The organism is uncultured Fibrobacter sp. (genome assembly GCF_947166265.1).
Classification (GTDB): domain Bacteria; phylum Fibrobacterota; class Fibrobacteria; order Fibrobacterales; family Fibrobacteraceae; genus Fibrobacter.
Genome location: NZ_CAMVDO010000013.1, coordinates 1 through 14,503, shown reverse-complemented (window position 1 = coordinate 14,503; position 14,503 = coordinate 1). Strand labels below are relative to the sequence as shown.

Annotated in this window: 13 protein-coding genes; 9 read left to right on the top strand and 4 right to left on the bottom strand. The window is 49.0% G+C overall.

Features of this window, described 5'->3' with window-relative positions; translation table 11 throughout:
- Positions 1 to 4 precede the first annotated feature (4 nt).
- Positions 5 to 1,876, top strand: a complete 1,872-nt coding sequence (locus Q0W37_RS08245; RefSeq protein ID WP_297700506.1) for an ATP-binding cassette domain-containing protein — start codon at positions 5 to 7, stop codon at positions 1,874 to 1,876.
- Between the two features lie 173 nt (positions 1,877 to 2,049).
- Positions 2,050 to 4,695 carry a tandem-95 repeat protein gene (locus tag Q0W37_RS08240; RefSeq protein WP_297700505.1) on the top strand — a complete coding sequence of 882 codons (2,646 nt, stop codon included), beginning with the start codon at positions 2,050 to 2,052 and terminating at the stop codon, positions 4,693 to 4,695.
- A 134-nt stretch (positions 4,696 to 4,829) separates the two neighbouring features.
- On the opposite strand, the gene Q0W37_RS08235 is transcribed toward Q0W37_RS08240, so the two are convergent.
- Entirely contained in the window at positions 4,830 to 6,002 is a 1,173-nt protein-coding gene (locus Q0W37_RS08235; protein WP_297700504.1) for an acetate/propionate family kinase, read from the bottom strand.
- 138 nt (positions 6,003 to 6,140) lie between these two features.
- On the opposite strand from Q0W37_RS08235, the gene Q0W37_RS08230 reads away from it, so the two are divergent.
- The 4 genes from Q0W37_RS08230 (at position 6,141) to Q0W37_RS08215 (ending at position 9,804) form a co-directional block, all read left to right on the top strand.
- Positions 6,141 to 6,686: a phosphatase PAP2 family protein gene (locus Q0W37_RS08230; RefSeq protein ID WP_297700503.1), complete on the top strand. Its 546-nt coding sequence runs from the start codon at positions 6,141 to 6,143 to the stop codon at positions 6,684 to 6,686.
- 88 nt (positions 6,687 to 6,774) lie between these two features.
- Positions 6,775 to 7,449 (top strand): histidine phosphatase family protein, encoded by a 675-nt coding sequence (locus tag Q0W37_RS08225; protein ID WP_297700502.1) that lies wholly within the window; start codon positions 6,775 to 6,777, stop codon positions 7,447 to 7,449.
- Between the two features lie 281 nt (positions 7,450 to 7,730).
- Positions 7,731 to 8,891, top strand: coding sequence for a PLP-dependent aspartate aminotransferase family protein (locus tag Q0W37_RS08220; RefSeq protein ID WP_297700501.1), 1,161 nt, complete (start codon positions 7,731 to 7,733; stop codon positions 8,889 to 8,891).
- Between the two features lies 1 nt (position 8,892).
- Positions 8,893 to 9,804 carry a PLP-dependent cysteine synthase family protein gene (locus Q0W37_RS08215; RefSeq protein ID WP_073056534.1) on the top strand — a complete coding sequence of 304 codons (912 nt, stop codon included), beginning with the start codon at positions 8,893 to 8,895 and terminating at the stop codon, positions 9,802 to 9,804.
- 166 nt (positions 9,805 to 9,970) lie between these two features.
- Here the strand turns inward: Q0W37_RS08215 and Q0W37_RS08210 are convergent, their stop codons facing one another.
- From Q0W37_RS08210 to Q0W37_RS08200, 3 genes are all read right to left on the bottom strand, one after another.
- The gene (locus Q0W37_RS08210; RefSeq protein ID WP_297700500.1) at positions 9,971 to 10,165 is read right to left on the bottom strand and encodes a hypothetical protein; all 195 of its coding nucleotides are present in this window, start codon (positions 10,163 to 10,165) and stop codon (positions 9,971 to 9,973) included.
- A gap of 193 nt (positions 10,166 to 10,358) precedes the next feature.
- The gene (locus tag Q0W37_RS08205; RefSeq protein ID WP_297700499.1) at positions 10,359 to 10,556 is read right to left on the bottom strand and encodes a hypothetical protein; all 198 of its coding nucleotides are present in this window, start codon (positions 10,554 to 10,556) and stop codon (positions 10,359 to 10,361) included.
- A 14-nt stretch (positions 10,557 to 10,570) separates the two neighbouring features.
- Positions 10,571 to 11,416 (bottom strand): metallophosphoesterase, encoded by an 846-nt coding sequence (locus tag Q0W37_RS08200; RefSeq protein ID WP_297700498.1) that lies wholly within the window; start codon positions 11,414 to 11,416, stop codon positions 10,571 to 10,573.
- A gap of 292 nt (positions 11,417 to 11,708) precedes the next feature.
- Between Q0W37_RS08200 and Q0W37_RS08195 the strand changes: the two genes are divergently transcribed.
- From Q0W37_RS08195 to Q0W37_RS08185, 3 genes are read left to right on the top strand one after another with little or no spacing between them, the layout of a single operon-like run.
- The gene (locus Q0W37_RS08195; RefSeq protein ID WP_297700497.1) at positions 11,709 to 13,751 is read left to right on the top strand and encodes a DEAD/DEAH box helicase family protein; all 2,043 of its coding nucleotides are present in this window, start codon (positions 11,709 to 11,711) and stop codon (positions 13,749 to 13,751) included.
- Positions 13,741 to 13,920: a hypothetical protein gene (locus Q0W37_RS08190; RefSeq protein WP_297700496.1), complete on the top strand. Its 180-nt coding sequence runs from the start codon at positions 13,741 to 13,743 to the stop codon at positions 13,918 to 13,920. Before Q0W37_RS08195 ends, Q0W37_RS08190 begins: the two co-directional genes overlap by 11 nt.
- Positions 13,907 to 14,458 (top strand): AAA family ATPase, encoded by a 552-nt coding sequence (locus Q0W37_RS08185; RefSeq protein WP_297700495.1) that lies wholly within the window; start codon positions 13,907 to 13,909, stop codon positions 14,456 to 14,458. Before Q0W37_RS08190 ends, Q0W37_RS08185 begins: the two co-directional genes overlap by 14 nt.
- The last annotated feature ends 45 nt before the right edge of the window (positions 14,459 to 14,503 follow it).

The window sequence follows — 14,503 nt, the reverse complement described above, 5'->3', positions numbered from 1 at the left end:
ATTTATGCCGATTCTTTCTGCCCAGAACCTGTTGTTGCGAATAGGGGCGAACGCCCCGCTGCTGGATAACGTGAGCTTTGACATCGAGGCCGGCGACCGGATTTGTCTGGTCGGCCGCAACGGTTGCGGCAAGAGCACCCTTTTACGGGTGCTTTCGGGCGAGACCGAGGCGCAGTCGGGTGACATCGTGAAAAAGTCGGGGCTTCGCATTTCGCGTATGATTCAGGAGATTCCCGCGCATATTGATGGAACCGTTCGCGATGTGGTGATGGGCACCGTTTCTGTAGGGAATTCGGCGGCATGGAAGGTGGGCGATGACGCATCGCGTGACACCCACGCCGAGGCGATTCTAGGAAAGACGGGAATCGATCCCGAGGCATTATACGACAGCTTGAGTGGCGGACAGAAACGCCGCACCCTTTTTGCGCGAGCACTTGCGCAGGACCCGGACCTGTTGCTGCTCGACGAACCCACGAACCATCTGGACATTCCCGCGATCCAGTGGCTCGAAGGAATCGTGACGAGACTGAACTGTGCGCTTTTGTTCGTAAGTCATGACCGCACCTTTGTACGCCGGGTGGCGAACCGCATTTTTGATTTGGACCGTGGCCGTGTACGCTGCTGGGATTTCCCGTACGATAAGTTCGTGCAGTTCCGCGACCAGGCGCTTGCCGAAGAGGACAAGGCGAACGCGCTTTTCGACAAACGCCTCGCCGAAGAAGAAGTGTGGATTCGCAAGGGAATCCAGGCGCGTAGGACCCGGAACGAGGGCCGCGTGCGGGCGCTCATTAAAATGCGCGAGGAGCGTGCGGCGCGCCGCACCCGAACGGGCAACGTGAATATGCAGATTACCGAGGCCGACCGTTCGGGGCGCCTGGTGGCAAGACTCACCGACGTAAGCTACTCCTACGACGGGGCGCCTCTTATTAGCGGGCTTTCGACCGAAGTTTCCCGTGGCGACCGCATCGGTATCGTAGGACCGAACGGTTCTGGAAAGACGACGCTTTTACGCCTGATTCTGGGCGAACTCACGCCGGATACCGGTGACGTGCGCCTGGGAACGAACTTGCAGATTGCCTACTTCGACCAGATGCGTACACGCCTGCGTGAAGACAAGTCACTTGTGGAAAACATCGGCGACGGACAAGCCTACATTACATTGAACGGCGTTAAGCGCCACGTGTTAAGTTATTTGCAAGACTTCCTTTTCTCGGCGGACCGTGCCCGAGGCCCCATCAGTGCGCTTAGCGGCGGCGAAAGGAACCGCCTGCTGCTTGCATGCCTCTTCAGCCATCCGAGCAACGTGCTGGTACTTGACGAACCGACGAACGACCTCGACATGGAAACGCTAGACCTGCTCGCGGAACTTTTGGCGGACTACAAGGGAAGCGTGCTTACCGTAAGTCATGACCGCGCCTTCCTCGATTCCGTGGCGACAAGCATCCTCGCCATCGAAGATGGCGGCAACATTTTCGAATCGGTAGGCGGCTACAGCGATTACGAAGCGAAGAAAAAAGTCCGCGATAAGGAAGCTGCAAACGCCGCGCGTATTGCCGCCGAAAAAGAAGCGGAAAAAGCGGCGAGGTCTGCGCAGAATTCTTCAGCTGCTTCGGCGGCGCAGGCCCTTTCAGGGTCTGCCGGCGCTCCCGCAAAGAAGAAAAAACGCAGCTACAACGAGGAGCGCGAATACGCCGCTCTTCCCGAGAAAATCGAAAAACTCGAATCGGAAATTTCGGAGCGCCAGACAGAACTCTCTAAACCCGAAGTGTTCACAAATGCCGCCCGCATCGTGGAACTCCAGAAAGAAATCTCCGACCGCGAAGCCGAACTCGAAAAAGCCTACGAACGCTACGAGGAACTCGACTCGCTAGGGTAACGGGAAAAAAGCCGCCCGCAACGAAAAAATGAATTCCTACAGTCTCTTTGTTCAAAAATCTTTACATTTCCGCTCGGGAGGGGTCGTTTTTGCAATATTCCAATTTGCAATATTCGTATTCTTATGTTACATTTATTCCAATGGATTGTATTGGGAAATCATAAGAGGTCTATATGATGAAAAAAATGATTTCGTTGATGGGGGCTTTGGGAGCCCTGTTTGGATCCGCTTATGCCGCGACGACGACGGTCTGGACCGAAGAAGGCGATGGCGACAAGGTTCCTGCCTATTGGTATACTTACACTGACCCGGCTAACGGTTCGCTCAGTTCTATTACTGAGTCGGTTGACGGATTGATCAAGTCCGCCACGTTGAGCGTAACTAGCGGCAAGACCAATTCGGCCGGTTTTGGTTTTGGCTGGCAGCAGGATGACGTCGTGTTTTCCCTTGCGGCCTATAAGGGCGTGTGCCTGACTTATAGCGCAGAGGCTCCGTTCCGCATCGATTTCAAGCAGTCCACGATTAAGGACTACAACTACTATGGTGCAGAACTCAAGGCGTCAGCCGGTTTTAAGAAGACCTTTATCGCATTCTCCTCCCTTACCCAGGGCTGGACTTCCAAGACGAAGGTGAACTGGTCGGCGGTTTACCAGACGGGCGTGCAGTTCGCATTCAAGGATAACCACGCAAAGTCGGCCTCGACCACGACAAACAACATCGAGATTTCGAGCTTTATCCTTGCAGACGAGTGCGTGACCAATCCTACGGAACTTGTGGGCGATGCAGAGGGAACTGCAGTCCTGAACGAAGGCGATACCCTGGATATCGACCTCTCCACGATTTTCAGTGATGAAGATGGCGACGCGACCGTGACGGCATCGATCCTTTTGAACAAGAGCTACGCCTCGTTTGTCAATGCGAAGGCTTCTTATGAACAGGACGGCCATGTTTATATGGTGGCTACCCCCAATGTCAGTGGCGATGTTACCGTTAACCTGAAAGCAAGCGACGGAATCCACGCTGCAGTCTCGTACACTCTCACGGTGACGGTCAAGGACCGCGATAACGCTCCTGTCGCTGTTGACGATTCCTATACGGTCAAGGAAGACTCGACCCTGAAGGTCAAGATTACGAATAATTTCGTGAAGAACGACTACGATGTCGATGATCCTGAAGGATCGAAGCCTCTTACGATTGCCCTTGTAGACGACGTACAGCACGGGACCCTGGTGCTGGGTAAGAATGCTGCTGGCGAATACGACGGAACGTTTACCTACACGCCGGAGGCAAACTTTAACGGTGTTGACTTCTTCACCTATACGGTTACGGATGCGACTAGCAAGGAAAGTGATCCTGCGACTGTGTCGATTGAAGTTACTCCGGTGAATGACCCGATGGTACTCGCCGAGGTCGATATGTCCTATTTCAAGGATACCCTCGAACTGGACGAAGACTTTAACCCCGATACTGTAGATGCGCTGCAGTTCCCTGCGACGGCTTTTGTTTTGGAAGATGCTGACGGACTTGAACAGGTGGTGTATGGCGTGACCTCAAAGGGCGTTATCAATGCGGAACATTTGCTGACGGGCGGAACGCATTACATTATGTTTACCCCGGTAGCCGATGCCTATGGCCTTGCAAAGTTGACCTTCTGGGCGAAGTCCGGAGTCGATTCCGTGGGTGTCAATTTCTATGTGAAAGTGAATCCTGTGGATGATTTGCCTGTGGCAGCCAAGGATGCCTACGAAGTCAAGGAAGATGTGGAATTCTCTGTGAAGGCTGCAAAGGGTGTTCTCGCCAACGATTACAACCCCGACGACCGCACGGTTGCCTTGATTGCCGTTCTTGACGAAGTCCCGGACCATGGCGAACTTACTCTTAACGAAGATGGTAGCTTCACCTATATGCCCGAAAAGGATTTCTATGGCGAAGACTACTTTGCCTATCATGTGGAAACTGCCAAGGGTCAGAAATCGGGTTTCGCGATTGTCACCCTTACGGTAATCGACATGCCCGAACCTCCGATTGTGGTGGTGGAACCGGCAACCCTCGATACGACTATCCGTGAAGATAGCGGCTCCCTGACGTATGCCGAAAAGCTTTACAGCACCTGGGCGAAGGCATCTGATGGCAAGTCCAAGCTGTATTACACCTTTACGAGCGATGACGGAAAGACGAAGACTCAGAACAACAAGGGCGCCTGGTGGGTGCTTGCCGAAAGGGATGCCTTTGGCGATGCTTATGTGACGGTGAGCGTTACGGACAGCGTCTCTGTTCCGGAGACGTTCAAGATTCATATCTATATCACCCCGGTGAACGATGGCCCGGTCGTGGCGATGCGTGACACGCTGCGCGTCGAAAAGACGGGCTGGAGCGAATCTATCGTGCTGGATTCCCTGTTCTATGACGCCGATGGCGACAGCCTTGCATACAAGGTTACCGCTCCGATAGTGCTTGCGACCGAGATTGTCGACGGCGTGTTGACGATTGCCCCTGCAACCGATTCGACGGTGCTGAATGACGGCATTTTCCGCGTGAAGGTTCAGGCAAAGGATGCTGCCGATTCTACCACGGCGACGATTGTGATTCTGGTTGGCGAAGCCGCTTCGGGAATTGCCCCTGTGGTGGTGACGTACAAGGCGACCTGGCAGAATGCCATTGTTGCAAATCGTGGCTCGGTGGCTCTGTTCGATATGCAGGGCCGCGTGATGTGGCAGGCCAAGCTCCCGGTGTCCGAGGCTCAGGTACGCGCCGCAGCCGCTCAGGTGCAAGGCAGAAAGATCCTGCAAGTCAATCGACAGACCTGGACGATTAAATAGACGAGAGGACGGGCCTACGGCCCTACAGACGAAAGACGAGAGATATTTCGTAACGATATTTAAAAGAAAGGGCTCCGCTTTAGCGGAGCCTTCTCTCGTCTGTAGCCGCGGAGCGGCGTTCTTTCGTCTCTCGTTTATTTCACCAGAGCTTCGGTGTCAAGGGCGATGAGCAGTTCTTCGTTGGTAGCGACGACCATGGCGGTCGGCGTGCCGTCCTTGCTGATGATGTGGCCGGATTCCTTGCCGTTCTTTTCGTTGCGGGCTTCGTCGATCTGGTAGCCGAGAATCTTGAGGTTGTCCATCGCCATCTTGCGGACAAGCTTGCTGTTCTCGCCGATACCGCCGGTGAATACCAGCGCGTCGATGCGCGGGAGTGCCATGGCGATGCCGCCGATTTCGCGGGTGAGCCTGTAGGCGAACGTTTCGAGGGCGATCTGTGCGCCCACGTGGCCTTCGCTTGCGGCCTGCGTCAGGGTGCGCATGTCGTTAGAGAGTCCGGAGAGGCCGAGGAGGCCCGATTCCTTGTTCACGAGCTTGTCGAGGCGGTCGATATCGTAACCGTACTTCTTGCTGATGAAGAAGAGAACTGCCGGGTCGATGGAACCGGAACGGGTTCCCATGATCAAGCCTTCGAGCGGGGTGAAACCCATGGTGGTGTCGACGCACTGGCCGTTGAGAATCGCGGAGCAGCTGGAGCCGTTACCGAGGTGGGCGGTAATGAAGCAGCAGTCTTCCGGCTTCTTGCCCAAGATCTTGGCGGCTTCGGCCGTCACGAAGCGGTGGCTCGTGCCGTGCGCACCGTAGCGGCGGATCTTGTCTTCTTCGTAAAACTTGTAGGGGATGCCGTAGAGGTAGGCTTTGCGCGGCATAGTCTGGTGGAAGGCGGTGTCGAACACGGCGACCTGCGGGAGGCCCGGGAAGAACTTGGTGGCGCATTCCATGCCGGTGGCGTGTGCGGGTTCGTGGAGCGGGGCGAACAGCGTGATGCTGCGGATGTAGTCGATGACTTCCTGCGTGACGCGCTCGCTCTTGACGTACTTGCCGCCGTGCACTACGCGGTGGCCGATGGCTTCGATGGTGTCGGTGAGCTTCTGTTCGGCGAGGAACTTCTGTACCTCGGCGACGGCTTCGGCGTGCGTGGGGCAATCGAAATTGAAGTCGATGTTGCCGGCGGGGCCCTTGGCCTTGACGTGGCCGTTGACGCCGATATTTTCGACGAGGCCGCTGGAGATGGATTCCTTGGTCTGGGTGTCGATGACAGCGAACTTCACCGAAGAGCTGCCGCAGTTAAGTACGAGTACGCGCATTGTAGTTTCCTTTACTATTTATAATTGTCATTCCCGTCCCGGAACAAGTCCGGGATAAACTGGCGGGAATCTCCTTTTCATAAAAAAAATAAGAATTTTGAAGAAGCTACGTAGACTGAAAAATCTACATTTACCCCGATGTTCAAGAAAATTGCAGAGTTTGACAACCGGGTTTCGGTCTATTGGACGAATCGGCATTTTTCGCCGAAGGTGAACAAGTTCCTCAAGTTTTACGTGCGCCTGGGCGACGGATACATTTGGGGCGTTTTTGCGTTGTTGCTTTTTTTGCATATTGGCTGGTCTGCGTTCTGGCCGATTTTGGCGCAGGCTTTGGTAGCGGTGGGAGTGGCGCTCGCCTTGTACGAGGGCGTTAAGCTTTCGACCAAGCGCCCGAGGCCCTTTGCTGCCAATCCGCAAATCAAGGCGGAAGTCCCGCCGCTCGACAAGTACAGCTTTCCATCGGGACATACGATGAACAACCTGGCGGTGGCATCGGCGGTGTTCTATGCGGTACCGCAGTATGGCTGGATCATGATGCTCTTGCCGCTTACATGGGGACTTTTGCGCGTGTACTTTGGTGTGCATTGGCTGACGGATATTGTTTGTGGATTCTTGCTCGGCATTTTGAGTTTTGCGATTGCGCATGCGATCTGGATCCCCATTTCTGGAATGCTTGGGATTTAATCGAGTAAGGTCCCTGAGCTTGTCGAAGGGCACCAACCGAAATAAGGTCCCTGAGCCTGCCGAAGGGCAAAGTCGAAGGATCTAAAAGATGAATGATTTTATAAAAGCCGCAGATTTCTTTGCATCTCTTTTGTCTGACGAACGCGTGTTCCTGTTGGTGCGTCACGGTGAACGCAACCATATTACTCCCAACGATCCTGACTTCGGTGCGCATGTAGGTCTTACGGAGCGCGGGCGCGAGCAGGCTCTGTCGCTGGGTAAGTGCATTCCTGCCGAAGGCGATATCTGCTTTTATTCAAGCCCGGTAGGGCGTTGCATGGAGACTGCTTCTTGTATCGCGAAAGGTCGCGGCGTTGAAAATCCGCATATCGAAAAGCTCGATTGCTTGGCAGAATACTTTGTTCAAGATTACGATGAATACACCAAGGTGTTGCGCGCCGGATTTTACGAAGGCATTTGCGAATGGTTAAAGAATGAGGCTGCAGGTAACCCGCGTGGTGAAAAAGAAGCTTTTGCTCCGCTGCCTGCACGTTCCGAAGAAATGCTTTCGATGATGCTTGAAAAGGGAAATTGTCGCTTCAACATTTTTGCGACGCATGATGCTTGGGTGGTTCCGAGCCTCACGCACTTTTGCAAGATGACCTTTACGCCGCAACGCTGGATGAATTATCTGACGGGAATGGCCGTGGTTACCGATGCGCAGAAGAATGTGAAGCGGATTGAGCCCGTGACAGGCCTTGATACAGGCTGGTTATCGTTTTAAACTATAACAAACCAAAGAAAAATAGTATAACTGGATAGCCCGTTTTCAGTTGACAGCGTTATTGTTTTTGTCTATATTATCCCTATGTAAATGATAGGAAAATAAAAATGAATCAAAACCTGATGAACATGTGTTGTTGCTGTTGGGGTCGATGTCGAACGGGCGACTAGTTTTTAGGCTTTTATCTAAAACAGATTCCCGCTCGGCTGTGTCTCCAGAGCGGGATTTTTTTATCCGAATTTAAACAATAAAAGGCGCATGGCGCTAAAGGACTTCAAAAAATGTCAACTTCTAAATATATCGAAACGAAACTCATCCATGGCGGCATCGATGGCGACAAGGTCACGGGAGCTGTCAACGTTCCTATCTACCAGACTTCTACCTATAAGCAGGCGGGCCTCGGTGAAAATACCGGTTGGGAATATTCCCGCACGGGTAACCCCACGCGTGCAGCGCTCGAAGCGTTGATTGCCGACCTCGAAGGCGGTGTGGCGGGCTTTGCTTTTGGTAGCGGCATGGCTGCAACTTCTACGGTGCTTTCGCTTTTTAAGCAGGGTGACCGCATCATTATCTCTAGCAACGTTTATGGCGGAACCTTCCGCGTTCTGGACAAAGTTTTCAAGAACCTCGGCATTACCTATTCTATCGAAGATACGACCGATTTGGCAACGCTCGATACCAAGGTGACGCCCGATGTGAAGGCCTTCTTTATCGAAAGCCCGGCAAACCCGCTCCTGACCGTGACGGACTTGGCTGGCGTCGCTGCCATCGCCAAGAAGCATGGAATTCTGACCATTGTCGATAACACCTTCATGACTCCTTATTTGCAGCGTCCGCTGGAACTTGGCGCCGACATCGTGGTGCATTCTGCAACCAAGTATTTGGGCGGCCATAGCGATGTGGTGGCTGGCCTTGCAGTGACCAACAATAAAGAAATCGCAGAAAAGCTCGCGTTCAACCAGAATGCCGTGGGCGCCGTGCTCGGCCCCTTCGATTCCTTCCTCTTGATTCGCGGCATCAAGACGCTTGGCGTGCGCCTCGATTGCCATACCGAAAATGCGGAACGCATTGCCCGCTACTTGGAACAGCACGAAGCCGTGAAGCGTGTTTATTATCCGGGACTCCCGACTGCTCAGGGTTACGAAATCAACAAGAAGCAGGCCAAGAACGGCGGCGCCATGATTTCGTTCGAACTTTACGAAAACTATGACATCAAGAAATTCTTCAAGGCCCTGCAGCTGATTTCTCTCGCCGAAAGTTTGGGCGGTGTTGAAAGCCTCGTATGCCATCCGGCTACCATGACCCATGCCTCTATTCCGAAGGAAATTCGCGAGAAGGTGGGCATTACCGATGGACTGATTCGTTTGTCTGTAGGTATCGAAAAAGTCGATGACATTATCTTGGATTTGAACGCCGGCATCAACGCCACGAAGGAAGCATAATATGCATTACTATGAATCGATGCAATCTTTAATCGGGAAGACTCCGCTTGTAAAGCTTACGCACGTGGGACTCCCCGAAGGTGTAAACCTGTTTGCCAAACTCGAGCTTTGGAACCCTTCGGGTAGCGTGAAGGACCGCACCGGTCTTTACATGGTGAACGACGCGATTGAAAAGGGGCTCCTGAAACCGGGCGGAACCATTGTCGAAGCCACCGCAGGCAACACCGGCCTCGGCATCGCTTTTGCAGCCCTCAACCGTGGCATCCGCGTGATATTCGTGGTGCCCACCAAGTTCTCGCAAGAAAAGCAGACGCTCATGCGCGCCCTCGGCGCAGAACTCATCAACACCCCGCGTGAAGACGGCATGCTCGGCGCCGAAAAGAAGGCCGAAGAACTCCTGACGCAAATTCCGGGCTCCGTATCGCTCAGGCAGTTCCGCAACATGGCCAACCCGCTCGCCCATTACGAAACCACCGGCCCCGAAATCTACGAAGATTTAGACGGACAAATCGACTACGTGGTCGCAGGCGCAGGCAGTGGCGGCACCTTTAGCGGAATTCTCAAGGCGCTCAAGGAAAAGAACCCGAACATCAAGGGTGTGCTCGCAGACCCCATCGGCTCTACCATGGGCGGCGGCGAACACGGCGACTACAACATCGAAGGAATCGGCAACGACTTTATCGCCGACACCATGGACATGTCGCTCGTGGACCAGGTCATCAAAATCAACGATGACGACGCCTTTGGTGGCGCTCGCGAACTCGCCAAGAAAGAAGGAATCTTCGCAGGCTCCTCTTCAGGTGCCGCATTCACCGCAGCCAAGAAACTCATCGCCTCGGGCGCACGCGGAAACATTGTGTTCGTGGCCCCCGACCGTGGTGACCGTTACTTCAGCAAAGGATTGTACGAGTAAATCACGCTAGTTCGGTTACCTGAGTCGGTTGCTGAGCCTGTCGAAGCACCGCCGAAGGGAACGACACAACATTTGCCTTCTGTCTTCAAGACTCCTCCAGACTGGGGGAGTTTTTGCGATGTGGAGAGGTTGTCAATTTTTCAATGATGCGAAATCTGACTTGTAATCAGATGCTAAACGGATTCTTTCCATTATGGGACTCTCTATAAGAACGGGCGCGGGCGGCCATTTCGTCAATCTGGGCGAAGGAAACCTTGAGCCCGAGATGACGGGGGTTCTTTTCGCGTTCTTCGGCAGCACGCACAAACGACTCTGCCGTAGAGCCTGTCAGAACCGGAATGTTTCTTATTTCAAGAGCCATAATTCCCCCATAATTTATCTTTTTTAGTCATTATGGTCAACACGCTAGATACTCCTTTCCGCCTACATGCTAAAAAAGGCGGGGTTAAAAAAGTTGGCTTCTGTACATCTGTGCACTAATTATAATTTTTTAGCAAGATCCTGTCAAGTGGTTTTTGGAAATTAAATTTACCGCCATATTTATCACCGATTTGTCACCGATTTTGAATTTTGATGGCGATAAATTTTTCAGCAACGCAACTACTGAATTCTGACATAAAGGATTCTGCTCCTTGTCGGATATCTTCCAAGATTTCTTTGTGGGTCATCTTGGAATGCTTCAGGGAATTGTATTCGCGCAGTTTGCGAATGTCTTCTGCATCAAAGCGGTTGCTAATTTCGGGTGTGTCCATAATGTGCTCTTTTTTTACTCTACTTCCACTAAAAAGTCTTCTCGCTTTAGTCCATATTCTGCGTATGGATTTTCTTCGGGGTAACCAACGGGATTGCAAAGTAGCAGGTGTTTTTTGCCGAGTTTATCGGTGAATTCGCGCTTGATGGCGGTGTGTGTATGACCTGCTTGCCAGATACTTCCGTCATCCATCTTTTCGAGGTATTTTGCTCCGTGGAAGTAGAAGAAGTTTGAGCAGGGATCTTGTTTGTAGCGCTCAGGCATGTCGAATTCCAACGGCAGAAAATGTGACATTATGATTTTAGGGCGTTGTGCGGTAAGTTTGCGGAATACGCTATCGTAGTGTCGCCAGAGTTTGTCGGCGTCGTTCAGTTTGTAATTCCAGTGCCGACCATCGAACCAGCGCGTCGCCCAAAGGATTTTGTTCACCATCTCGGAAGCCGAAGGCGTATGTTTGAACTTGAAATCGCACATGCCCATGCAGCCGGCGACATCGTCTGCGATGCGGTTTTCAAGCAGTTGCAGATTCGGAATCTTTTTGGTTTCGTCAAGAAAGTATTTTATCTTGCTCTCGGAGGTGAGAAAATCCCTGTCGGAGCCGAATTTTCCAATGCGTTCGGTGATGATGTCGTGGTTTCCCAGGCAAACATAAACACTTTTGTATTTCTCGGCAATGAACTTCAGGAACTCCATATAATTGAAGTAGTCATTTGCGATATCGCCCGCGATGCAGCACGCATCCGCAGGCAAGAAATTTCGTTCAAAGAAGTCTTCAAATTCCATACGCAGTATGTCGATTGTGCGAAACACTGGCGACACATAGAAATCGAGATGTAGATCGCTGATAAAATAGTAAGTCATACCCCAAATCTATACTCGCGTATTTTGGGCGTCAAGGGACCGAACTGTGAGGTGAATTAAGGTAGAAATGCAAGGATTGGAGATTGTAATTAAGAAAGATCCTTTAAAACAGCGAACATCTTGTAGCGCCACTCCCGAAAAAGGACCAATCTTGAATAGAAAACAACGAAAATTCATCCTTTTTTCCTTATAACGGCCTTCGCTTATTTGTTACATTTAAATCGAAAAAATTTGTTTTTGTCGCAAATTGTCTTTGTAAATTATTTATATTATTTGCAAACCGATATTATTTATGCTTACGCAAAACAATTATTTGCCTATATACAGAAGTCTGACAAATGATTTGGACAGGGATTTTTTTATTCCTTGTTATCGAGAGAGCGTCTTTCTTGAAAGAGGGGTTGGCTTTTTCTCGTTAGGTTCCTTAATTCTTGATATTGAAGGCATTATATCATTTTTAGAGAATGGTGGAAAAATACACCTAGTATGCAATCCGCGCTTGTCTGAGGAAGATATTAACATAATTATTGCAGGACAAAAACTCGATAAAGAATGCATAACAAGATCCTTGCTGCGCGAATTAAGCGAAGGGGACCATTTTTCAGAATCAGAACTCGCTGCTCTTGATATTATATGCAATATGATTTATGAAAAAAATCTTATAATAAAGATTGCATATATGCCAGACGGTTTGTATCACGAAAAAATAGGAATCTTTTCGGATGAAGATGGCAATAAGATTTATTTTTCGGGTTCTGCAAATGAGACTGTAAATGCAAAGTTGCGCAATGCAGAATGTATCGGTGTCGCGTTATCGTGGAATGGTGGAAGTAAAATGATCGAACTCCAACAAGATTATTTTAATAAACTTTGGAATAATTGCTTTGGAGAAAAAATACAGGTAATGGATTTCCCGGAAGCAGTAGAAAAACAGATTTTTGAGAAATATCGTAAAAGCGCATCTCTTGAACAGGCGATAGAGTCTTTTCAAAAAAGCAAAAAAGAGCAATCAAGGCATTCAAAAAAAATACGTCCTTATCAGGAACAAGCGATAAATGAATTCGTAAACAATGAATACGCCCATTTTTATGAAATGGCTACAGGAACGGGAAAAACATTTACCGCTGTGAAAACCGTTGAACGAGCAATAAAGGATAAAGGTCCCCTTTTTGTTGTTGTATGTGTCCCGCAAACAGATCTGCAACCTCAATGGAAAGCGGCCTTTGATGAATGCGGTTTCGAAGATATATATTATCTTGGAGGGCTTGCAGCTGGAAAAAGTGACGAAAACTATGATGATGCGTCCATTCTATTTTACGGAGAACGTAAAACAGTTATTTGCATCGCTGTTTATGACACATTTTTTGCAAAGTTTGCCAGCCAATGCAAAGATATTGACAATTTGTTCTTTATTGTTGATGAAGCCCATAATCTTACCCCAGCATATTTAAAGTCGGTTCCCAAAGATCCTCTTTGTCGTCTTGGATTGAGTGCTACGCTTGAACGTTTTGAAAAGTTTCAAGCTGATGGAATTAAGAGCTTTTTTACCAAGGATAAGAACGAAACATTTATCTACAGCATAGAAGAAGCGATTGATGCTGGTTACTTGTCCCATTACAGATATCACCCTATTATCGTATATCTCAGTGATGAGGAAACAAATAGGTATAAGGTGAAATCTAAAGCCTTGGCTCTTGAAATGAATCAAGAGAATCGTGATGAAGATAAAATTTCTCGATTAAGAACGGAACGCAGTTTAATCATTAAACAGGCATCGGGAAAATTGCTCAAATTGGAAAGTATGAATGGTGATTATCCATTTCGTAATTCTGTTATTTATTGTGGTCAGGGAAAAGCGGAAGAAGAATCTATTATTGATCGGGTAACTCAAATCATTCACAATATGAAGATGCGAGTGTCGCAGTTTACGAGTAAAACCGTAGATAGAACAAGGGTCTTGGAAAAGTTTTCTCAAGGTTATTTTGATGTCCTTGTGGCGATTAAATGTTTTGATGAAGGTGTTGATGTTCCGAAATTGGATAAAATATACATCTTGTCCAGTGATAGTTCTTTACGTCAAACAGTCCAGCGTCGTGGGCGAGTATTGAGGCTATGTGCTGAAAGCGGCAAAAGCGAAGCGAACATTTATGACATGATCGTACTTCCTACTCTCCAAAACTATGGTGTGGGTTGCCGCTCTATAATTGCATCGGAAATGGCTCGTTTCTGTGAATATAGCCGTTTATCTGAAAATCTTGAAGATAACAAAAGGATTGTTGAAAACATTATGAAAAAATATAATTTGACTATGGAGGATTTATCTAATGAAGAATAATCCTATTGAAGTTGTTCTTGAACAAGAAGGTTTTTCTGAAAAAGAGAAAAAAGCTTTTCTTGATATTATTGAGTATGCTAAATCCTGTCAAAAAACTATTGGTCGTGAAAACCTAAAAAGTTTTGTAGATAATAAAATCAGCGAGGTTGCAAAGAATGAAACTGTGTAGCATTAAATATTCTAACTATCGCTGTTTTCGCGATCTCACGATAGATTTTAAGACTAATGGTTCGAAAAATATAACCCTCATTGTTGCGCCCAATGGTGGCGGAAAAACCGAAATGCTTTTCTCTTTCTGGTGGGTTCTCTATGGATTCGATTTTAATAAGTTGAAGGGAAAAGAGAGTACGGCATATGCGCTTAATTCCGCATTATATCATGAATTGAATAATACAGATCAAGAGAAAAAAGAGAGTTGTTTTGTTGAACTCTCTTTTGAGGCAGATGGTATTGAATATACAATTAAGAGAACGGAAGAGTATTCAAAAAAAATAAAACAGGGTATAAGTGTCACGCAGTCTGTTGTTCTTTCTTATATCAAAGAAAATGGCGAAGATGCTCTTCCTATTGAGAATGCTGATGAAGTAAAACTTTTTCTTAATAAAATTATCCCTCAGAAGATTTTGTCGGGTATTATATTCGATGGTGAACGAATGAAACAGTTGAGTTCCGTAGATGAAGATTCTAAAAATGCTGTTGTGAAGTGAACCCCGAAAGTTGGACACAGCTTTCGAGGAATTTATGGCTTTCAA